This is a genomic window from Campylobacter concisus UNSWCS, assembly GCF_000466685.1.
GTDB lineage: Bacteria > Campylobacterota > Campylobacteria > Campylobacterales > Campylobacteraceae > Campylobacter_A > Campylobacter_A concisus_A.
Genome location: NZ_ANNG01000010.1, coordinates 52,309 through 74,332 on the forward strand (window position 1 = coordinate 52,309; position 22,024 = coordinate 74,332).

General features: G+C 40.3%; 18 protein-coding genes and 1 pseudogene. 15 read left to right on the forward strand and 4 right to left on the reverse strand.

All coding sequences use genetic code 11. From position 1 onward, the window contains the following. Nucleotide 1: 1 nt before the first annotated feature. From UNSWCS_RS03425 to UNSWCS_RS03445, 5 genes are all read left to right on the forward strand, one after another. On the forward strand, nt 2-619 hold the full coding sequence (locus UNSWCS_RS03425) for a phosphatidylserine decarboxylase (protein ID WP_021087307.1): 618 nt from the start codon (nt 2-4) through the stop codon (nt 617-619). Between the two features lies 1 nt (nt 620). Continuing rightward, a complete protein-coding gene (gene pssA, locus UNSWCS_RS03430) occupies nt 621-1,352 on the forward strand; it encodes a CDP-diacylglycerol--serine O-phosphatidyltransferase (protein WP_021087403.1) in 732 nt (243 codons plus the stop codon). A gap of 140 nt (nt 1,353-1,492) precedes the next feature. Further along, complete coding sequence (locus UNSWCS_RS03435) at nt 1,493-3,007, forward strand: 2-isopropylmalate synthase (RefSeq protein WP_021087381.1); 1,515 nt, start codon at nt 1,493-1,495, stop codon at nt 3,005-3,007. Nucleotides 3,008-3,442: 435 nt separating this feature from the next. Further along, on the forward strand, nt 3,443-4,159 hold the full coding sequence (locus UNSWCS_RS03440; RefSeq protein WP_012140154.1) for a basic amino acid ABC transporter substrate-binding protein: 717 nt from the start codon (nt 3,443-3,445) through the stop codon (nt 4,157-4,159). Between the two features lie 100 nt (nt 4,160-4,259). Further along, nucleotides 4,260-6,998, forward strand: coding sequence for a M16 family metallopeptidase (locus UNSWCS_RS03445; protein WP_035143406.1), 2,739 nt, complete (start codon nt 4,260-4,262; stop codon nt 6,996-6,998). Here UNSWCS_RS03445 and UNSWCS_RS12730 read toward each other — a convergent pair. The 4 genes and pseudogenes from UNSWCS_RS12730 to UNSWCS_RS03460 form a co-directional block, all read right to left on the reverse strand. Continuing rightward, nucleotides 6,956-7,099 (reverse strand): annotated as a pseudogene (locus UNSWCS_RS12730) (hypothetical protein); the annotation flags it as partial. The gene UNSWCS_RS03445 and the pseudogene UNSWCS_RS12730 overlap by 43 nt on opposite strands. 38 nt (nt 7,100-7,137) lie before the next feature. Then, the gene (locus UNSWCS_RS03450) at nt 7,138-8,040 is read right to left on the reverse strand and encodes a hypothetical protein (protein WP_021087413.1); all 903 of its coding nucleotides are present in this window, start codon (nt 8,038-8,040) and stop codon (nt 7,138-7,140) included. A 51-nt stretch (nt 8,041-8,091) separates the two neighbouring features. After that, nucleotides 8,092-8,313, reverse strand: coding sequence for a hypothetical protein (locus UNSWCS_RS03455; RefSeq protein WP_002941152.1), 222 nt, complete (start codon nt 8,311-8,313; stop codon nt 8,092-8,094). Nucleotides 8,314-8,345: 32 nt separating this feature from the next. Further along, a complete protein-coding gene (locus tag UNSWCS_RS03460; RefSeq protein WP_012140151.1) occupies nt 8,346-8,639 on the reverse strand; it encodes a putative quinol monooxygenase in 294 nt (97 codons plus the stop codon). Nucleotides 8,640-8,801: 162 nt separating this feature from the next. Here UNSWCS_RS03460 and UNSWCS_RS03465 point away from each other — a divergent pair, with 162 nt between their 5' ends. The 10 genes from UNSWCS_RS03465 to UNSWCS_RS03510 all read left to right on the forward strand — a co-directional run bounded on the left by UNSWCS_RS03465 (nt 8,802) and on the right by UNSWCS_RS03510 (nt 22,021). After that, a complete protein-coding gene (locus UNSWCS_RS03465; protein WP_021087384.1) occupies nt 8,802-10,511 on the forward strand; it encodes a molybdopterin-dependent oxidoreductase in 1,710 nt (569 codons plus the stop codon). Continuing rightward, a complete protein-coding gene (locus UNSWCS_RS03470; protein ID WP_021087348.1) occupies nt 10,492-11,289 on the forward strand; it encodes an alanine racemase in 798 nt (265 codons plus the stop codon). The genes UNSWCS_RS03465 and UNSWCS_RS03470 overlap by 20 nt, the downstream gene beginning before the upstream one ends. A gap of 335 nt (nt 11,290-11,624) precedes the next feature. Beyond that, nucleotides 11,625-12,356 carry a phosphatidate cytidylyltransferase gene (locus UNSWCS_RS03475; protein ID WP_009294260.1) on the forward strand — a complete coding sequence of 244 codons (732 nt, stop codon included), beginning with the start codon at nt 11,625-11,627 and terminating at the stop codon, nt 12,354-12,356. After that, nucleotides 12,338-13,447 (forward strand): 1-deoxy-D-xylulose-5-phosphate reductoisomerase, encoded by a 1,110-nt coding sequence (gene dxr, locus UNSWCS_RS03480; RefSeq protein ID WP_021087370.1) that lies wholly within the window; start codon nt 12,338-12,340, stop codon nt 13,445-13,447. The genes UNSWCS_RS03475 and dxr overlap by 19 nt, the downstream gene beginning before the upstream one ends. Beyond that, the gene (locus tag UNSWCS_RS03485; RefSeq protein WP_021087301.1) at nt 13,434-14,669 is read left to right on the forward strand and encodes a uracil-xanthine permease family protein; all 1,236 of its coding nucleotides are present in this window, start codon (nt 13,434-13,436) and stop codon (nt 14,667-14,669) included. The genes dxr and UNSWCS_RS03485 overlap by 14 nt, the downstream gene beginning before the upstream one ends. After that, nucleotides 14,669-15,967, forward strand: coding sequence for a M99 family carboxypeptidase catalytic domain-containing protein (locus tag UNSWCS_RS03490; protein ID WP_021087386.1), 1,299 nt, complete (start codon nt 14,669-14,671; stop codon nt 15,965-15,967). The genes UNSWCS_RS03485 and UNSWCS_RS03490 overlap by 1 nt, the downstream gene beginning before the upstream one ends. Beyond that, nucleotides 15,964-16,974, forward strand: a complete 1,011-nt coding sequence (gene tsaD / locus UNSWCS_RS03495; RefSeq protein WP_021087278.1) for a tRNA (adenosine(37)-N6)-threonylcarbamoyltransferase complex transferase subunit TsaD — start codon at nt 15,964-15,966, stop codon at nt 16,972-16,974. Before UNSWCS_RS03490 ends, tsaD begins: the two co-directional genes overlap by 4 nt. Nucleotides 16,975-17,166: 192 nt before the next feature. Continuing rightward, complete coding sequence (locus UNSWCS_RS03500) at nt 17,167-17,910, forward strand: hypothetical protein (RefSeq protein WP_035143409.1); 744 nt, start codon at nt 17,167-17,169, stop codon at nt 17,908-17,910. 204 nt (nt 17,911-18,114) lie between these two features. Further along, nucleotides 18,115-20,196 carry a dynamin family protein gene (locus UNSWCS_RS03505; protein ID WP_021087284.1) on the forward strand — a complete coding sequence of 694 codons (2,082 nt, stop codon included), beginning with the start codon at nt 18,115-18,117 and terminating at the stop codon, nt 20,194-20,196. Beyond that, a complete protein-coding gene (locus UNSWCS_RS03510; protein ID WP_021087395.1) occupies nt 20,189-22,021 on the forward strand; it encodes a dynamin family protein in 1,833 nt (610 codons plus the stop codon). Before UNSWCS_RS03505 ends, UNSWCS_RS03510 begins: the two co-directional genes overlap by 8 nt. Nucleotides 22,022-22,024: the final 3 nt, after the last annotated feature.

Consider the following 22,024-nt stretch of genomic DNA (forward strand, 5'->3'; position numbering starts at 1 on the left):
AATGAGTGGTTACATCGCAAAAGCAGGGTATAAATTTATATTATTCTTTTTGATTTTATTTGTTATATCTGTGTTATTTGGTATTGCGCCGCTATTTTTTCTAGCGTTACTTCTTTTAATTCTTTATTTTTTTAGAGATCCTGAAAGAGAGCCATTTACTGACGATAAACTAGCTTTACTTTCACCTATAGATGGCAAGATAAAAGAGATCAGTGTTTCAAATTTTGATGACAAAGAAGTAGCTAAGATAGTTATCTCAAAGCCGTTTTTTGGTGTCGGCACGCTAAGAGCGGTGAGCGATGCAAAAGTTATTGATATAAAAAGAAGGCACGGACTATTTTTGTGTCAGGCGATGAAAATTTCAGAAATGCTAAATGAAAGAGCGATAATTCGTTTTGAAAAAGGAAATATCAAATTTGCTATGAAGATCATAGCTGGAGTTTTTAGCAGAAGTTTGGAAATTTATAACATTACTAGTCTAAAAGCCTCTAGAAAATTTGGCTTTTTAGGAAGCGGAGAAGTGATTTTATACTTGCCAAGAGATACTAAAATTTGCGTAAGCGTTGGCGAGAGCGTTAAAGCTGCTTCACTTCTTGGATACTTTGAAGAGGAAAAATAAAATGAATAGCTTACAAAAAATGCAGTTAATGTATATCTTGCCAAATTTATTTACCGCAGCAAGCGCTTTTTTGGGCGTTATAAGCATTATTTCATCTATTCAGGGAAATTATTTTAAAGCTATTATTTACATCATTCTTTCACTGATTTTAGACGGACTTGATGGACGCGTAGCAAGACTTACAAAGACTACAAGCAAATTTGGAGTAGAGTTTGATAGCCTTGCGGACCTTGTAGCATTTGGCGTGGCTCCGGCGATCTTGTTTTATCTAACAGTTGGTGCAAAATTTGGCAGATTTGGTGCACTAATAGCAGCTATGTTTGTAGTCTTTGGAGCTATTAGACTAGCTCGTTTTAACGTCACTACCGGCACATACGAACCAAATGTTTTCATCGGACTTCCTATACCATCAGCAGCGATTGTAAGTGTGCTTTGGATCGGCATTTATGTAGACTGCACATTCTTAGAGGGTTTTGAGTGGTGCTTGATATTGCTTGAAGCAGTTTTAGCTATCTTGATGGTTAGCAACATCCGCTATCCAAGCTTTAAAAAGATGAACTTAAAACAAACTCATGTTATACGAATTTTAGTAGCACTTGTAGTTGTTTTTTCTATGCTTTATCTATATCCATTCGAGAGCGCAACTTTAGTAATGAGTGTTTACGTGCTTTATGGTATTATTAGAGCGGCGATAATGTTTAGCAAAAATCACAAAAAAAAGGAGAGCGAATGAGCGAAAATGGCATAATAAAATCGCGTAAATTTTTACCAAAAATCGAAATCAAAAACTCTCTACTGCTGCTACTTAGGTAGCAAATTCTTCTTTACTTAACTCATTAAATTTAAATATAAAAAATTATAAAAGGACAAAAAATGGATAAAAATAAAATTATAATCTTTGATACGACTTTAAGAGATGGCGAGCAAAGCCCAGGAGCTTCTATGAACACAGCTGAAAAGCTTCAGATCGCACTTCAGCTTGAAAGGCTTGGTGTGGATGTGATGGAGGCTGGATTTGCAGCGGCTAGCCCTGGAGACTTTGACGCGGTAAATCAGATCGCAAAGCAAGCTTCAAATATCACTGTCTGTTCGCTTGCACGTGCAGTTGAGCGTGATATTAAGGCAGCTGGCGAGGCACTAGCTCCAGCAAAAAACAAAAGAATTCACACCTTCATAGCAACAAGTCCGATCCATATGCAGTATAAACTAAAAATGAGCCCAGACGAGGTGATCAGGCGTGCAGTTGAGTCAGTGCAATACTCAAAAACATTTTGCGATAACGTGGAGTTTAGCTGCGAGGATGCATGCAGAAGCGAGATGAACTTTCTAAAAGAAATTTGCGACGCAGCGATAAACGCAGGGGCAAAAACCATAAACATCCCAGATACGGTTGGCTACTTGTATCCAGAGGAGATCACAGCTCGCATTAGCGAAATAGTAAAATTTATAGGCGATAGAGCGGTAGTTTCGGTGCATAACCACAACGATCTAGGCATGGCAACAGCAAATTCACTAGCTGCTATAAAAGCTGGTGCAAGGCAGGTTGAAGGCACGATAAATGGCATCGGCGAGCGTGCTGGAAACGCTGCACTTGAAGAGATCGTGATGGCCATAAAAACTCGCCAGGACGTCTTTGCGCCGCTTTACACAGGCATCATCTCAAAAGAAATTTATCCAACTTCAAGACTGATCGCTAGCATCACAGGTATCGAGCCACAGCCAAATAAAGCAATCGTTGGTAAAAACGCCTTTGCACACGAGAGTGGCATCCATCAAGACGGCGTACTAAAGCACAAAGAGACCTATGAGATCATCAGTGCTGAGAGCATCGGCTTAGAGAAAAACTCGCTCGTTCTTGGCAAGCACAGCGGCCGCCATGCGTTTAAAGATAAGCTTGTTAGCCTTGGATTTGACCTTGATAGTGATGCGCTTAATAAGGCGTTTGAGAAATTTAAAGACTTGGCAGATAAGAAAAAAGAGATATTTGACGATGATATCAGGGCGCTTGTTGCAGAGGAGATCACCAAGATCCCGCAGGCTTACGAGATCACAGACTTGCTTCAAAGTAGCGGTGGCAGCTTAGCAAGTGCCTCTATGAGCATCAGACATAACGACGAGATCGTTAGCGACTCAGCCCTTGGAAATGGCACTGCTGATGCGATATTTAAGGTAGTTGATCGCATCAGCGGCATTAATGGCACGCTAAAAGACTACAAGGTCACAGCTGTTTCTCAGGGCAAAGACGCTCTTGCAAAGGTCGATGTAAAAGTCGAGTTTGAGGGCAAAACAGCCGTAATGGGTCACGGACTTGATATCGATACGATGATGGCAAGCGCTAAGGCCTATGTCGGCGCACTAAATAGCTACCTACGCATCCATAAAAACTAAAATCTTAGCTGGCTGCTACATTTGCAGCTGGCTACTTCAAATTTAGCTACTCTTTAAATTTACTGCGTTTTTCAAATTTTAAAATTACATTCACTCGCCTTAGCAGACTACTAAATTTAGAGCCGTGATATGCCAGCTCTAATTTTAAAATTTGCTTGAACATTTTTGTAAAAATTAAATATTTTAGTTTGTAGTTACAAATTTTAAACTCTCACTCACCCACAAGAATTAACTACTAAAATTTGGCTTCGCTTACCGCTTAGCTCAAATTTTAGAGCCGAAATTGCTCGTTTAAAATTTGATCAAAATCTTTCTAGAGCACTTGCCTATACACTTTACAAGCTTATGTAAATTTCTATCATTGCGCTAAATTTAAACAAATTTTAATAGATAAATGCCGATAATTAGGGCTTTAAATCACCTTAAAGGATAGACATGAAAAAGATCTTTGCTCTTTTACTGACAGCTTTTGTTGCTCTTTGTGCAAACGAGCTAAAATTTGGTACAGCGGCAAACTACCCGCCATTTGAATACATCGATGAAAATAACAAAATAACAGGCTTTGACATCGATCTGATAGATGAAATTTCAAAGCGTGCTGGCTTTTCATACAAGATCATAAATATGAGCTTTGATGGTCTCATCCCAGCGCTTAAAGCTGGCAAGATAAATGGCATCATAAGTGCGATGAGCGCGACTCCCGATAGACTAAAGTCGATTGACTTTACAAAGCCATACTATCTAACTGAAAACATCTACCTAAAGAAAAAAGGCAACGACGCTTTAAAAGCTAAAGAGGAGCTAGCTGGCAAAAAAGTAGGCGTGCAACAAGGCACCATCCAAGAGCTAGCTGCAAATGCGATAAATGGCGCAAAAGTAGTGCCTTCAGAAGATACTGTGCCACTTATAATGGGGCTAAAAGTTGGCAAATTTGACGCAGTCATCCTTGATAGCTCGATCGGCTATGGCTTTATTAAGAAAAACCCTGAAGTAGAGGCATTTTTCAAAGAGGTTGATGGTAGCGAGGGCTTTTCAATCGCTTTTGATAAAAATAAGCAGAGCGAACTTATCGCTAAGATAAATCAAATTTTAGATGAGATGAAAAAAGACGGCAGCTACGACGCACTGCTTAAAAAATACGAACTAAAATAACACCTCTCAACTAGCCTGCAAATTTAGCAGGCTAGCTTTATCTTGCATTTTAAAATTTATACTAAAATCCGCTTTTACATAGAAATTTAAAGGACGGATTATGAGAAAAATTCTGCTACTTTTGTGCTTAGCACTTAGCCTCTTTGCCTTGCAAAATGACAAAGATATGCTAAGTGGCGAGCTAAAAAACGGGCTTAAATACTATATAAAAGAGAATAAACTCCCGCAAAAAACGGCCATATTTTACCTAGTCGTAAACTCAGGCTCGACTGATGAGAAAGACGGTGAGCAGGGGCTTGCGCACTTTTTGGAGCACATGGCGTTTAATGGCAGCCGTGACTTTAGCAAAAATGAGCTTATCAAGCAGCTTGAGAGCCTCGGGGTTAAATTTGGCGCTGATCTAAACGCGCAAACAAGCTACGATCAGACGAGCTACACGCTAAGCATAAATGTAAATGAGAAAAATTTAAAGGACGTTTTTAAGGTTTTTTCAAACTGGATCGATGGCGTAAAGATCGACGCAGGCGAGCTTGATAAGGAGCGTGGCGTCATAATGGAGGAGGAGCGCCAGCGAAACACGCCAGCATATAGGCTCTATCTTGCCCAAAGTAAGGACATCTTTGCTGGCAGCATCTATCAAAAAAGAGTGCCTATAGGCGACATGAACGTGATAAAAAGTGTGGATGCTAAGCACATGCAAGAGTTTTATGAGAGGCTATATCAGCCAAGATTTATGAGCTTTGTGGCAGTTGGCGACTTTGATAAAAACGAGATAAAAGCTCTGATAGAGAAAAACTTTAGCGCAGCAAAAAACAGCAACTCATACGTTCATCCAGACAAAAGCATCGCTTTTAAAGATGGGCTAAATGTCTTTAACTACGACGCAAACGAGACGGCGGCTCAGTTTGTAAGGCTTAGCTTTTTTGATAAATTTAAGCCAGTTTCAGACGAGGCTGACGTGAAGCGAAATTTAAAAGATGCGCTAATAGCTAGCCTTATAAATATGCTTTACGAGCAAAAAAATGCAAATAATTCATCAAATTTAAGTGTTGATTTTATGGCGCAAACGCTTCAAGCAAAGCAAAAAATTTATAGCTTTGAGGCAAATGTGATCGGAGATGATTTTAACGCTAGCCTTAAAGATATGTTAAGCGTTTTAAAGGGCATTGAGAAATTTGGCTTTAATAAAGGCGATTTTAGCGATGTGAAAAAGGCGTTTGTGGCAAATGTAGAGGCTAAATTTAAACGCTCAAAAACTAAAAAATCAAGCGTTTATGCAAGTGAAATTTTAAATATGATCGAAAATGGAGGCTTTGTGCTAAGCGATGAAGATAGCAAAAATCTTAGCCTAAAGCTCTTAAACGAGATCACGCTAGAGGATGTTAATGCTAGATTTAAACAAATTTTAGCCATACCTGATGAGCGCGTGAGGGTCTTTAGCAAAGATGGCTTTAAACTTAGCAAAGAGGCCTTTTTGAAGCTAAAAGATGAGGCTAGCCCTTACGATACAAATTCAGCTAGCCAGAGCCTAAATAAGAGCCTTGGCAATGAAAATTTAGAGCCAAAAGATATAGTCTCTAGCGAATTTGACCAAAAGCATGGCATCTACACTTATAAGCTGCCAAATGGCTCGCAAGTCATCTTTAAGCCACTAGCCACCAAAAAAGATAGCATCTTGTTTGCGGCCATTAGCAAGGGCGGCACTTCAGATCTTGCCGATCCTAAGCTTGGTGGCTTTGCGGTTGCGCTTACAAATGAAAGTGGCGTTGGCAAATTTAACAACTACGAGCTTTCAAAGGTGCTAAACGACAAGATAGTAAGCTACGAAAAGAGCATAGAGGCGCTTACACAGGGCATTTACGGCTCTTCAAGCAGTGGTGATCTTAGCTCGTTGCTAGCTGTTATAAATTTAGAGTTTAACTTCCCAAGAGCCGATGCAAACGTGCTTGAGAGGATAAAGCAAAGAGCAAAAGATGAGCTAGCTAAAGAGCAAAATTTACCTGAATATAAATTTAGCACCGAATTTAGCAAGTTTTTTTACGAAAATAATAAGCGTGTAGCGCCCATTGAGATGGCGCAGATCGATGCGCTAAAGCTAAATGAGCTAAAAGAGATCATCAAAGATAAATTTACAAACGCAGCCTCATACACCTTCGTAATCATCGGCGACACCGACGAGGAGAGACTTTTGCCACTTGTTAAAAAGTATATCGCTACCTTACCAAAGCTTGGCGAGGCTGAAAATTTTAAAGATGACGGCGTGCGAAGTATCAAAGGGCAGCACACCTTTAAAAGAGAGTATCAAAGCACAAAAAGAAGCGATGTGAGCGTGGATATCGTAAATTTAGATACAAAATACAGCTTCAAAGAGGTGGTCAAGCTAAGAGCGCTAAGCTCGGTCTTAAAAACGGCGCTTCGAGAAAAGATCAGAGAAGACAAAGGTCAAACATACGGCTTTAGCCTAAACGCTAGGCTCGCTCGCTATCCGTATGAGCACTCAAAAGCGGTGATCGGCTTTACTTGCGACCCTGCAAACACGGACAAGATCATCGCCGAGATAAAAGAGATAATAGCTAGTATCAAGCGTGATGGCGCGCTTATGCCAAAGCATTTGGAGGATTTTAAGGCGCAGAGTGAAATTTCTATAAAAAAAGATTATGAAAAGCCTGAGTTTTGGCAAAATCTCATCATCTCAAATAAAATTTTTAACACGCCACTTTACACAGCTGATGAGTATCTAGATGCGGTCAAAGCGCTCACAAATGACGATATCAAAGAGGCTGCTAGGCTATATCTTGATGAGAAAAATATGGTGATAAGTATAAATAATCCAAAGTAGAAATTTTTTTGGAGGGCTAGGCTGGCTGGCTTTTTAAATTTAATCCTGAATATAAATTTATGGAGCCAAGCTGGCTCTTTAAATTTGAGCCTGAATAAAATTTAGCGCGCTAAGCCAGCCCCAAAATTTAAACTTAAAGCTAAGCCAGTATATCCTTTGGCTTTAGCTTGTTTAGCTTTTGCACCAGATCATCAAAGCTTGCGCCGTTTTCTACCTCGCGCCTTATAAATTCCTCAAAAAACTCACGTTTTATGTCTTTATCCGTGTAGGTCACGCTCTTTTTGGTAACTTGCATAGGCTTAAATTTCTCTTCTTCTATCTCTTCACCGCCATCTTCTCTAACTGGCACAAGGGCGATATTTTGCAGCACATCAGCGATATTTTCGCCCTTTTCATAGCTTGTTTTTAGAAATTTCAAAAACTCATCTTTACTATTTTTATCAGCGTAGCTTACACGATGCGCCATCGCTTGACCTAGGATTTCTATGCGCTTTTTAGCCGATGTTTGCTCGTAGTGCAAGGCACCGTCTTTAAAAGAAATTTTCACATTTGCATGCTCGCCAAGTATCCTTTCGGCGGTAAATTCCAGCCATTTGTCTTTAAATTTATCTATGCTTAGATCAGAGTCTAGTAAATTTGTAGCTTCGCGGTTTAGATAAAGTGTGCCATTGGCGTGGTTGATTAGAAGTTTCAGGTTGTCGGTGGCAATAGCATATATATTGTAAGTTTTGTTAAACTCATCTACGCTAAAGCCGTTTTTCTCGCTGGTTAGAATGGAGCTTACTCGCCAAAGCTTCGTGCTATCAACGAAATTTTTAAGGCTAGCAACTTCATCTTTACCCATAGAGCTATCAAGCCCGTTCATCTTGCCCCAGATAGAAATTTTATCATTTGACGAGTAGCCAGAGAGTGATAGATGCTTGAAGTCTAGGGCATTGGGAGAAATTTTTACCTTGCCTAAATTTGCGATAGTTGTTGGCTGCTTATTAAAAGCGTCTTGATAGTTAAAGCTTTGATTAAATCCATTTAGTGCGTTTATCATGTCAAATCCTTTAACACTATATCGGCAAATAAATTTAAATTTTAAGTGGGATTATTTTTTATTGCGGTATTTTTCGAAAATGGCGATCATCTGGTGCGAGTCTTGCGCGACTTTGAGCTTGTTTGGGTTTTTGCTAAGTAGCTCTTCTCTTAAAGCGTCGATGAACTCCTTGTCCTTTTTGCAAGCTTCAAGGCTCACACGTCCTCTAAGTATAGCCATAAACATAATATCGGCAGTCGCGTTTATCATCTCAAGCATCTTTTCTTCGCTCATTTTTCTAAATTTTGTCCCTTTTTAAGCAAATATTATTCCTTTACGCTTACAAAATTTATTATTTTCACTTCTTGGCTCTCTTTGCAAGCCTCCAGCGCAGCCGCATTTTTCACCATGTGAGCGCTCTTCATATGCTCTTTTTGGCTCTCTAAATTTTCCCAGCTCTCCATAAAGCAGTATTCGCTTTTAGTGCCTGCAACTACGCCACACTCGTAGCTTATGCAGCCTTTATCTTTTCTTGAAGCTGGCACGATCTCTTTTAAAATCTCTTCAAATTTCGCCTCGCATCCAGCTTTTAACTTTACATTTACATAAAATCCTACCATTTGCCTATCCTTTAATATTTTTTTGGCTAAAATAACGCAATTTAGACGCAAGTTTGCGTATTACATTACAAGGCCTTTTCATGACTAGATGATACAAAATACTAAATTTATAACTCATAAAACCAACCAAAAACAATAAATTTAACCAAAATCGGAGAAAAAATGAAAAGACGAGACTTTTTAAAGCTTGGTGCCTTAAGCGCAGCAAGCCTTCAGGCAAAGGAGCTTGACGGAGCAGCTCAGGCACTTTTTGACAAGCAAAGCGGACTAAGTGCAAACAAATTTGGCCCATTTTATGTAAGAACTATCGCAGGTCGCGTTGTAGAGACTGAGCCATTTGAGGGTGATGCATGCCCAAATGAGCTAAACAACGCACTTCTTGATCATATCCAAAACGAAAGCCGTGTAAAATATCCATTTGTTAGAAAGAGCTTTTTGGCTGACCCAAACAACCCAAAGCCAGAGCTTCGTGGCAAAGAGGAGTTTGTGCGCGTTAGCTGGGACGAAGCGATAAAACTAAGTGCGAAAATTTTAAAAGAAAATTTTGATAAATACGGCGCTGAAGCGATATACGGACAGGTTTATCAGTGGGGTAGCCTTGGTAAAGTCGGCCACAGCCAAAAGACCGCAAAGAGGCTACTTAACGTGCTTGGCGGCTATGTAAATGAGCTTGGTGGCTACTCATACGGCGCAGCAACTGTCATTTTGCCTCACGTCACTGGCTCGATCGATCCAACACTAGCGCCAACAAAGTGGGAGGCTATCTTAAAAAATGCCAAAACGATCGTATTTTGGGGCACAAACCCAGTCGTTTCAAACAAGATCGCCATTGGCGTGCCGCTACACAACTCATATAAATACTACGATGAGATCAGAAAAAAAGGCGAGAGCGGCGAGATGAAAATTTATAGCGTCGATGTTTATCACAACGAAAGCGCAAGATATTTTGGCGCAAAGTACCTTGAAGTCGTGCCTTGCACCGATACAGCGATGATGATAGGTATGTGCAACTACCTTTTTGAAAAGGGGCTTTACAGCAAAGAATTTATAGAAAAATACACCGTTGGCTTTGATAAATTTAAAGAGTATATGCTTGGCACAAAAGACGGAGTCAATAAAAACCTAGCTTGGGCAAGCAAAATTTGTGGCGTGAGCGAGCTAGAGCTGGCGAAATTTAGCGAGGATCTAGCTAAAAACGACTCAGTCATAGTTAGTGGCTACGCCATCCAAAGGCAAGATCACGGCGAGATGGCCTACTGGGCGCTTGTGACGCTAAATGCGATGCTTGGACACATCGGCAAAGAGGGTTGTGGCTTTGTCACAAATGACGGCATGCACAAAAACGCTGATGAAAGCTTCATAGCGCCTAAACTAGCGGCTTTTGAGACGAAGGTGCCACAAAAATTTATTGATAGTGGCCTTGTGCCAAAGACTAAGGGCTACGAGCTGCCAAACTCAAGGCTCATAGACGCGCTTTTAAGCCCTGGCAAGGAGATAACTAGAAATGGCAAGAGCTACAAGCTACCAAAGATCAGAGTGATGTTTAACGCCAACGGCTCGACATTTACAAGGCATCCAGAGACCAACAGGGCGATAAAAGCTATGCAAAAAGTTAGTGCGATCATCACTTGCGAGCCATTTTGGACGAGCACGGCTAAATTTAGCGACATCGTCCTGCCAGCTGCGCTTGAGTGCGAGCGAACGGACATCGAGATGGCAAACTCAACTAGTGAGTATCTATTCGCCATTAAGCCGCTTGTTAAGCCATTTGGCGAGAGCAAGAGCGACTTCGAGATCGCAAGACTCATTGCAAAAGAGTGGGGCAGAGAAGAGGCATTTAGCGAGGGCAAAAGTGAGCTTTGGCGTCGATAACGTGGGCGTTTTAAGGCTCATTGATGAGATCTTTGGAGAGGCTGGCGAGATAGCTAGGCTACTTGTCGAGATAGAGGTTGGTGAAAACCGCTCGGGCGTCATAGAAGAGGGCGATTTTAGAGCTTTGATGAGCGCTTTTAAAGAGTGTAAAAACGTGGAATTTTGTGGCGTTTTCTCGCATGATGGCCACTCGTACAAGGCAAAAGATAAGTGTGAGTGCGAGCAAATTTTTAGGGTGGCAACCAAGAGAACGCTAAAATTTGCTGATATCGCGCGTGAGTTTGGATATAAAAATTTTACCGTTAGCATCGGCTCGACTCCGTCGCTGATAAACGACTTCGAGATACCAAAAGGCGTTACGGAGCTGCGCCCTGGCACATATATATTTATGGATGCGTCGCAGGCAAATGCTTATGGTAGCTTTGATATGAACGCTGCTAGCGTGCTTAGCGTCGTGATCTCAAGGCCGACTGCGACCCGCACGATCCTTGATGCTGGGGCAAAGGCGCTAACCAAAGAGAGGCGAAGTGAGGGCTTTTGCACGACACCTGGCATGGGTCTCATCGCGGAGCATGAAGTGTGGATAGATAGTCTATTTGACGAGCATGCGATCATCTTAAACGAGAAATTTGCAAAAAGTGTGCGCGTGGGCGATCTTGTTCGCATCTATCCAAATCACATCTGTCCGGTGGTAAATTTGTATGACTACGCCTATCTCGTAAGCGGCGATGAGGTCTGCGAAAAAGTGCCAGTTTTGGCAAGAGGTAAGATAGCGTAGGGATTTGCTTAGGTTTTATGTAAAAATTTAAATTTTAAAATTCAATAAAGCTTTTTTGCAAATTTTAAAATTCCTTTCACTCGCAAGAATTGACTACTAAAATTTGGCTTCGCTTATCGCTTAGCTCAAATTTTAGAGCCGAAATTACTCGCTCATGAAATTTTAAAATTTGCTGGAGTCTCAATAAAACGCAAGCAATGACAAGGTCTATCAAACATTATTCCGCACTCGTGTCAAATTTTCAAACACTTTTTAAACCAAATTTCACTCTTATAAACGCCGTCTAAATTTTAAGTGTTATAATTACGGCAAAATAACGATTTTAAGGAGAGTGTATGTCTTCACGCATTATCACTGGCGTTTTGATGTTTGTTGCTATTTTGGTAGTTTTTTTTATAGATAATTATATTTTAAATTTTATTTTGCTTGGCGCTGTGCTTTACTTTGCCTTTAATGAGTCGCTCAAGCTTTATGGCATCGATCACAAACAACTAGTTTATGCAGCACTCGCATTTTACGTGCTTACATATTTTACAAATCCGATCTTCATCGCGATCCTAGCTATCATGCTGGTAGCATCTATCCTTGCGCATATAAAAAGCGAAAATTTAAAGCTAGTCGCCCCTTTTGTATATCCGACGACACCTATCTTTATGATGTGGATGCTCTACTCAGAGTATGGCATGGGCTATCTTGCGTGGCTTATCTTAAGCGTCGTTGCAAGCGATAGTGGCGCATTTTTCGTTGGCAAAGCCTTTGGCAAGCACCCATTTAGCCCAAGCTCACCAAACAAGACTATCGAGGGCGCAGTTGGCGGCGTGGTAGTAGGCACCATAGTTGGCTGCGTCGTTGGAAATTTCGTAACAGATGGATTTTTTCAAATTCTATTTTCAAGCTTTTTAGTCTGCGTCTTTGCGGTCTGGGGAGATCTCTTTGAGAGCTATCTAAAAAGACTTTGCGGTGTCAAAGACAGCGGCACACTTTTCCCAGGTCACGGCGGCATGCTTGATAGGATAGATGGCTATTTATTTGGCGTTGTTGCGCTACTTTGGTCGCTATCGTGGTAATACTTGGCTCAACTGGCTCTATCGGCAAAAATGCTCTAGCGCTTTGCGAGAAATTTGACATTAGCGTCGAGGCATTAAGCTGCGCCAAAAACGTAGCTTTGCTAAACGAGCAAATTTTAAAATTTAAGCCAAAATTTGTCTGTGTGGGCGACGAAAAGCTAGTTAAAAATGTAAAAAACATTGAGGCTAAAAACATCTTTTTTGGTGAGGCTGGACTGCTAGAAATGCTTGAAATTTCAAGCTCAAAAAAGGTGATAAACGCCCTTGTAGGCTTTGCTGGACTCGCTCCTAGCCTAAAGACACAAGCACTTGGTAAAAAACTTGCCCTTGCAAACAAAGAGAGCCTTGTTGTTGGCGGCAAGTTTTTAAAAACAAGAGAAATTTTGCCAATAGACAGCGAGCATTTTGGGCTTAAATTTCTACTAGAAAACAAAACTCCTGCCAAAAAGCTCATCATCACAGCAAGTGGCGGGGCATTTTATAAAAAGCCGATCAAATTTCTAAAAGATGCTACGCCAAGCGATGCTTTGAAACATCCAAACTGGGATATGGGCGCAAAGATAACGATTGATAGCGCGACGATGACAAACAAGCTTTTTGAGGTGATGGAGGCCTACTGGCTTTACGGCATCAAAGATATCGAGGCCGTGATAGAGCCAACCTCAGCCATCCACGCCGTAGTCGAGTTTATCGATGGCTCAAGCACGATGCATCTCTCACGCACAGATATGAAGCTAGCTATCGCGCATGCTATCTTTGAAAAAGTTGAGCAAAATATCGTCTCTCACGCAAATTTACTTGATCTAAAAAATATCAAATTTCATAAGATCAGCCTTAAAAAATATCCAGTCTTTTCTCTAAAAGATGAAGTCTTAGCTAGTCCTGATTTAGGTGTCGTCATAAACGCTGCAAACGAGGTTGGAGTATTTAGTTTTTTAGAGAAAAAGTGCTCATTTTTAGATATCTCAAGGCTCATTTTGGGCTCAGCTAAAAAATTTAAGAGTCTTAAAATTTCAAGCGTAGATGAAATTTATGAAGTTGATAAAGAGGTTCGAGAATACGCAAAAAGGATGCTAAATGCAAAGGTATGAGGGGTATAAATTTGATCTTAAGCAAAGCTTGATCGGTGTGCAGTTTTTATTTGTCGCCTTTGGCGCGCTCGTGCTCGTGCCTATCCTTACGGGGCTTGATGCAAACGTAGCACTCTTTACAGCTGGTCTTGGCACGCTGCTTTTTCAGCTAATAACTAGAAAAAATGTCCCGCCGATCTTTCTAGCAAGCTCGTTTGCCTTCATCGCTCCACTTCAGTACGGCATCGAAAAATGGGGCATACCAGTGACGATGGGCGGCGTTATATTTGCTGGATTTTTCTATGTCGCGCTAAGTCTTGTGGTTCGCTTTGGCGGCGAGAAAATTTTGCATAAAATTTTGCCTCCAGTTGTCGTTGGTCCAGTCATCATGACCATAGGTTTGATACTAGCTCCTAATGCCGTTAAGATGGCCACTTCAGCTACCGAAACCTACACTCAAAACGTAGCGATGATCGTAGCAGCCACATCGCTTATCGCCACTATCGTTGTCATGATGCTAGGACGGGGGATGTTTAGGCTTATACCGATCTTGCTTGGCATTATCGCTGGCTACATCGTGGCTTACTGCTTTGGCATGGTTGATTTTAGCGCCATCGCAAGCGCCCCTTGGTTTAGAGTGCCAAGCTTTAGCGCACCAAAATTTGAACTTGAAGCGATCATCTACATGATACCTATCGCCATCGCCCCAGCGATCGAGCACATCGGCGATATGCTCGCTATCTCAAACGTCACAAAAGAGGATTTTTTAAAAAATCCAGGGCTTAAAAATACCCTTTTAGGCGACGGTCTGGCCACCTCGCTAGCTGCTGCCTTTGGTGGTCCGCCAAACACCACCTACTCAGAGGTCACAGGCGCAGTTAGCCTTACAAAAGCGTATAATCCAGCGATCATGACCTTTGCAGCGATCACTGCTATCGTGCTAGCCTTCGTTGGCAAGCTTGGCGCGGTGCTCTCGACCATCCCAGCTCCAGTCATCGGCGGTATCATGCTGCTACTTTTTGGCATCATCGCAAGCGTTGGCATGGAGACACTTATAAAAAACAGAGTCGATCTAGCCGATCCTAGAAATATGATAATCGTAGCCCTCATCTTCATCTTCGCCATCGGCGGCATGGTGCTTGACCTTGGAGCGGTTAAATTTTCAGGTATCGGACTTGGCGCGGTTACTGGTATAGTTTTAAATTTGCTTTTACCAAAAACAAAGCATTACGAAGGATATTAATGCGTAAATTTAGACTTTTTCTAGCAGCTCTTGCGGCTGCAAGCCTTGCAAATGCAAGCGCACTGGACTATGCACTTATCAAAAAAGGTGAGCCAAGTAGCAATACTATGCTCTTAATCGGTGGCATACAAGGCGACGAGCCAGGCGGCTTTTTGGCGGCTTCTATCGTGGCGACTGACTATAACATCACAAAAGGCTCGCTTTGGGTCGTGCCAAATTTAAATTTCCCAAGCATCATCGAGAGAAGTCGTGGCACAAAGGGCGATATGAATAGAAAATTCGCCCACGTCGATAAAGACGATCCAGACTACAACTCGGTGATGAAGATAAAAGACGTCATCACCGACAAAAACGTCACGCTCATCTTAAATTTACACGATGGCAGCGGATATTATAGAGATAAATTTATAAGCAAGGACGAAAATCCAGACAAATGGGGCAACACCTGCATCATCGACCAAAGCACACTGCCAGGCTCAAAGTATCCAGAGCTTGAAAGCATCGCATCAAGCGTAAAAGACGTGCTAAATAAGCACCTCATAGATCCAAAACATCAGTATCACGTCAAAAATACGCACACAGCGATGGGCGACAAAGAGATGCTAAAAAGCCTCACCTACTACGCGATCACGCAAAACAAGTCCGCCTTTGCAAACGAAGCTAGCAAAAATTTAAACGCCGAGCAAAGGACATATTATCACCTAGTGGCGATCGAGGAGTATATGAAAAAGGCTGGCATTAGCTTTACTAGGCCCTTTGAGCTCGATGTCAAAAGCGTGAAAAAAACTATCGAAAAAGAGATCAGGCTTGAGCTATTTGACAGCTACGCTCTTAGCCTTAAAAATTTAAAGCCAGTGATAAGCTTCGTGCCATTTAAAAAAGGAGAGCTAATCTACCACTCGCCAAATCCGCTAATCGCCGTTATAAAAGATAAAGAGACTTACAAAGTGCAGTATGGCAACCGCTCTGTCACTAGGCTAAAGCCGCAATACTTCGAGTTTGCAAAGCCGCTTGATAAAATTTCTCTTTTGAGCGATGGCAACGAGCTTGTGCTAAAAAGTGGCGATAAATTTAGCGTTAAAAAGAGCTTTAAGATAAAAGCGCTCAAAAACACGCGCGTAAATGTCATAGGATACGGCACTAAAAGTGTTGATGAGAGCGAGCAAGAGATCGATAAAAACAGCCTAAACAAAAGCTATAGCATAGATAAAGATGGCAAAATTTACCGAGTTGAGTTTTACAAAAGTGAAAGTGGCAAAGAGAAATTTGCTGGCATGATACTAGCGGAGTTTAGATGATACTTGGCATAGAAAGCAGCTGTGATGACAGCTCTGTCGCGCTCATAGATGAAGAGACGCTGGAGCAAATTTATTATAAAAAGATCTCACAAGAAGAGGAGCACGCTATCTTTGGTGGTGTGGTCCCAGAGCTTGCGGCAAGGCTTCATACAAAGGCGCTGCCAGCACTTTTAAATGATATATTGCCAAATTTAAAAGATATAAACGCGATCGCCGTGACAAACGAGCCAGGGCTAAGCGTGAGTCTGATAGGAGGTGTGAGCATGGCAAAAGCGCTAAGTATCGCCCTAAATATCCCACTAATCGCCGTAAATCACCTAGTTGGTCATATCTACTCGCTATTTTTAGACCGCGAAGCCACCTTTCCGCTTGGAGTTTTGCTAGTTAGTGGCGGACATACGATGATACTTGAGATTAACGAAAATGGCGAGATTTTAGAGCTTGCAAGCACAAGCGATGATAGCTTTGGTGAGAGCTTTGACAAGGTGGCAAAGATGCTTGATCTTGGCTATCCAGGAGGTGCTGTGGTGCAGGAAAATGCACTTTTGTGCGAGGATAAAGAGAGGTTTAAATTTACCGTCCCACTTCTTCACGACAAACGCCTTGAATACAGCTTTTCAGGGCTTAAAAACCAAGTCAGGGTTGAAATTTCAAAGCTTGAAACTATCACACAAAAAGATATCTCAGATATTTGCTACGCCTTTGAAAATACGGCCTGTGAGCACATCTTAAATAAGCTTGAAAAGGTTTTCAAGCTAAGAAATTTCAAGCGTTTTGGCGTGGTTGGCGGAGCAAGTGCAAATTTAAATTTACGAAAAAGGCTTGAAACTCTTTGTCAAAAAAATGGGTGCGAGCTTTTGCTAGCTCCACTTGCGTTTTGCTCTGATAATGCGCTGATGATAGCAAGAGCTGGACGTGAAAAATACTTAAAAAAAGAGTTTATCTCGCATGATAAGCTAACTATAAATCCAAGGGTTAGTTTTAAGAAAATTGAGCTAGGTTTGTAAAATTCCTCAAAACCTTTTGTTTAAAATCTTCTATTTTTAAATTTTAAAACAATACAAATTTGCGCTATTTCAAGCTTAAATTTTCAATAATTATTTTAATAAATTATATTTATGTAATTTATTTTAATAAAATCATAATAATTTAAACTTTAGTTTGGTACTATTTTGTCAAATTTACAAAAAGGTAAAATGATGAAAAAGGCTCTATTTCTAGGATTTAGCGCACTTTTATTATTAGTGAGCTGCAAGGAAAGCAACATAGGTATTGTTAAAAACTACATTTTAAAAGGTAATAAATTAATAACAATAGGCTCAGCGATAGATAGCTTTAAAGGCTGTACAAGCACCCAGTGGCAAGACATCAGTAGTGACGATAAAAAAGTGGTTAAAGTAAGCTGCGTGGTAGGGAAAAATGTACTTGAAGATGAGTTTGAAAGAAAAAATAGCGGCTACATAAAAGCTCTAAATAATGCAAAAGCTGCTCAGCAAAAAAGAGTTGATAACAGCCTTGAGCTAGCACTTGATAGCGCAAATAGTATATTAAAAAGTGGTAAAAGCATAGATAAAGAGACTATTTTATCAATCGCAAACAAGCACTGTAAATTTGATCCGACAAAAGAAAGTGCTGGCTACTTAGCCTCTGTTAGCTGCGACCTTGAGTTTAAAAATGAGCTTGCTCAAAATTTAGATATCAAACAAAAATGGGTCTTTGACAACGTCGTAGCCCAAAGCAAATATGCCGCCTACTACTCGCAAAAAGAGCCAGAAGTGATCTATTTTGGTGAAAACACTAGAAAGGTAAATGAGAGAGTTATTGAGCTCACTTTCACGATAAATAGCGATAAAAGTGTGAGCATCTCAAAGGTTACAAAGATAGATGATGGCGATACGAAAGATATAAACCGCGGTTTGGTTGCGATGTTTTATGCAAGATAAATTTTGCTACTAAAATAAATATCTTTAAGTTTAAAAGTATTACATTTTAAAATGCTCGCTTTTTATCATTTTGATAAGAACAAATTTATTATTTTGAGAAGTTAAAATTATATTTTATAATCTACTAAAGCTCGTAACTCTTCTTTGATAGCTTCATAAGTAAAAATTTAATAAAATCCAAAAATATCAATAAAAAGAGTCTTTATGGATGAGTTTTTAAAACAGGCTTGGCGTGCAAATAAAATTTATACAAATGCTGCTGCTAGCGTGCCATTTTACCCAGATCTGCTAGCTCTTCTTATAGTTTGCGACGAGAGAAATTTAGATCAGTTTATGGCGCTTGATGAGTTTAGGCTGGTGCTAAAAAGGCTTAAGGTTGAGCTTGATATATTTAGCATACAAAGTGCACAGCTTGCGACTCTTAAAGCGCTAAATGAGGCTAAAATTTCAAGTGATGAGATAGTAAAATATCTAGAAAAATTACATGATGAAAAGATCATAGATGATGAGAAATTTGCCTTTTTAGAAAAGATCATAAGCAAAAATAAAGGCGCTAATGAGGCTAAAATTTCTCATACCAAGCCAAAAGATCACTTCCATAAAAACCTAGAGTTTTTAAATGAGATAAACGAAAAAGCAAGCTTACTTGATAGCGATAAAACATTTTTAGAGGCACTTGCGGCTGCCAAAAAAAGATCAAACGAAACGCTTTTTAACATAGCAGCAAGTGGCGTCATAAACTCTGGCAAATCAACCCTTTTAAATGCCCTTTTAAACAAACCCATCCTTGGCGCTTCAAACGTGCCAGAAACGATAAATTTAACCATTTTAAAATACTCCAAAGATAGCTTTGCAAGGGTAAATTTTTACAGCATTGATGAGCTTTTAGCACTTGGCGTACCAAGCGAAAATTTACCAAGCAAAAGTGTAGATATCGGCATAGATGAGATAAAAAACTACACCTCTTCAAACTCAAAAACAGCAAATCTCGTAAAAAGCGTCGAGCTTTATGACGACTTGGAGCTTTTAAAGGACAACGTCTGCATCATAGACACGCCAGGCATCGATGATGCGGTGGTTTTAAGGGAGCAGATCACTACAAATTTTATGAGGGAGTGTGACCTTTTAGCCCACCTCATGAACGCCTCACAAAGCGCCACGCAAAAGGACGCTCTATTTTTAAAAAAATGCCTTGAAAACTCGCATATCGTAAGGCTCGCCGTGGTGCTAACTCACGCTGATGAGCTAAGCGCTAAAGAGCTAAATGAGACGCTAAACTACACAAAAAAAGCGATCGGTGAGCAGATAAATGGCGTGGAGATTGATTATTTTGCGCTTAGTGCAAAAAGCTTCTTAGAAGGTGCTGCAAATAGCGGTGTAGAGGAGTTTAAGGACTATCTTTACGAGGTGCTCTTTGGCAAAAATTCTAAAAAATCAGCCCTTATCTTAAGCTCGTATCAAAAGGAGCTAAAAAATATCCTAAATAGCAAGCTTGAGGCCACTAAGGCTGAAATTTTGTCGCTCAAAGCTTATGAAGTGGAACTTAAAAAGCTTCAAAATGAGCAGGCAAACGTCAAAAACGCACTGAGTGAAAATTTCTCTAAACTTGAAAGCCTAACTCAAAATGAGCTTACAAAGCTTGAAAGTAGCAACACCAAAAAGATCTATAAAATGGGGCTTGAGACGCTTTTGCAAAACCTAAACGACAAGGTAAAAAGCGAGATAGCCTACTGCAAAAGCAAAAAGCAAAGTTTAAATTTAGAGCGCTTAGAGCAAATCGCAAAAACAACGCTTCGTGACAGCGTGATGGCACTTATGAGAGAGGCTAGAAACGAGACTTTGGTGCAAACAAGGGCGTGTGAGCAAAATATCGCTTTAAATTTTGATGATTATGTGATGAGTAAAAACGAGGTTTTTAACATCAATGACTTTTTAGAGCAAATGGGCGTAAAGCTTGAATTCAAAGAGCTTTTAGCTGCATTTAGAGCTAAAATTTCAAGTGACGCAAGTGAAGCACTTTTAAGCTTAAAAGAGGGCTTACTAAAAGATAAAAATATCTCTCAATTTTGTGAAATTTTAACTGACCACGAAAAAAATTGCCTTTTAAACCTCATAAAAACCTACCAAACCGCACAAAAAGCCACGCTTGATAAGAGGCTAAAAGAGCTAGATCGTGAGCTAGAAAAGCTTAGCTCGCAAAATCAAAACTCACTTTTAAAACTAAAAGAGCAAAACGCCTTGCAAGATGAAATTTGCTCGCTTTTAGGGGAGCTAGAAAATGTTTAATGAGTTCATAAATGCCTATAAGGCGAGATATTTTAAGGTTTTTACAAGCGACTTTAAGGGCGAGCTAGCAAAGCTGGTAAATGAGCTAAATGATCCAAGCCTGCACGCAAGTGATGAGATAAAAGAGAGCCTAAATTTACTAATCGACACGCTAAATGAGCCGCCTCTAATCGCTGTTATAGGGCAGTTTTCAAGTGGCAAATCAACATTTTTAAACGCTCTGCTTGGACAAAACATCTTGCCATCAGGTCTAACGCCTGTCACGGCAAAGGCTGTGCGGCTAAAATTTGCAAAGATGCCGCTTCTTAGCGTGAAATTTACAAACGGCAGCGAGAGCTTGCTAGCTAGCAGCGAGCTTGCAGAGCTAAACGCCATGAGCGAGCAGATAAAAAGCATGACACTTTATGCGCCAAGTGAAATTTTAAAAGAGGTAAATTTCATCGACACGCCAGGGCTAAACTCGCTACGAGATGCCGACACAAAAGAGACTAAAAATACGCTAAAAAAGGTCTGTGGCGCGATCTGGCTAAGCCTCGCAAACAACGCTGCAAAGGCTAGCGAGCTTGAAAGCGTAGAAGAAATTTTAAGAACAAACGATCTAAAGGCTCTTTGCTTCATCAACCAAAAGGATAAGCTAAGCGAGGATGAGCTTGAAAGCTTGCTAAAGCACGCTAGGCAAACTTACGGCGAGCTTTTTGAAGATATCATCGCCATCTCGTCAAAGCAAGCGCTCCATGGCATCACAAATGAAAACAAGAGCGAGCTAGAAAGCTCAAATTTCGCTAAAGCACTAAGCGCTGTAAAAGAGGCGTTTTTAAACGCGAGCTTTAAAGAAAATTTCATAAAAGCAAGGGCGAAAAAGATGGTAAATTTTTTAATTAGCGAGCAAGAAAATCGCCTAAAAGTTTATAGCGCAGCTGATGAAATTTTGGATAAATTTAATGCCACTCTTGAAGAAAAACTAGAGGCGATAAAAGAGGAGTTTAAACCTAAAATCGCTCTGAGATACAGCGATATGAGCGAGGCTATCAAGCTTGCAAGTGATGAAGTTTTTAAGCTGCTTAAGCCATTTTCTAGGACAAAATTTAACCCAGCAAAGACGCTTTTAAACAAAGAAATTTATAAGCGAGAAAATTTTGAAATGATAAGCCTTGACACGGACGAGGTCTTTTCAAAGCTCATCTACGAAGATATCGTCTTTTCTAAATTTTTTAAACGCTACAAAAGAGATCTAAAAGAGCTTGAAAATGAGATCATATCGGCTTTTGATGAGCTTTATAAAAGCCTAGAAGATGAGCTTTTCATCTACAAATCTCGCTATGAGAGCTTTAATCCATTTGATGAGTTTGCCTCAAACTACGAGACAAAATCGATAAATACCTACGCTGGCAGGACCTATGAGAATTTTTTAAGAGAGTATGAAAATGCCAAATTTAAGGCAACGCAAAAGATATCGCTCTTTTTTGAAAAGCTTGATGTAAAGGTCGCATCAAACTACGAAAATGCGCTTAAACTTGCGGTTTATTTTCTAAAGCAAAAGATCGAAAACTCGCTAAATTCGCACCTGCAAATGAGCACGCCACTCTACATCCCAAGCGCAAAAGAGGTTTTTGAGCGCATGCTAAACGCCTTTAGCCTTTATGAATTTGACGATCTTATGTGCTCAAATAACTCTTTTTTAAATAAAACTTTGCTTGATATAAAGACCGAATTTAATGAAATTTACGCCCAAAAAATAGCGATGCTTGAGCGCCTAAAGGCAAAGCCAAAAGAGCAAATTTTAAAGCTAGAAAAACTGCAAGAGAGTTCGGTGATATTAAAATGAAAT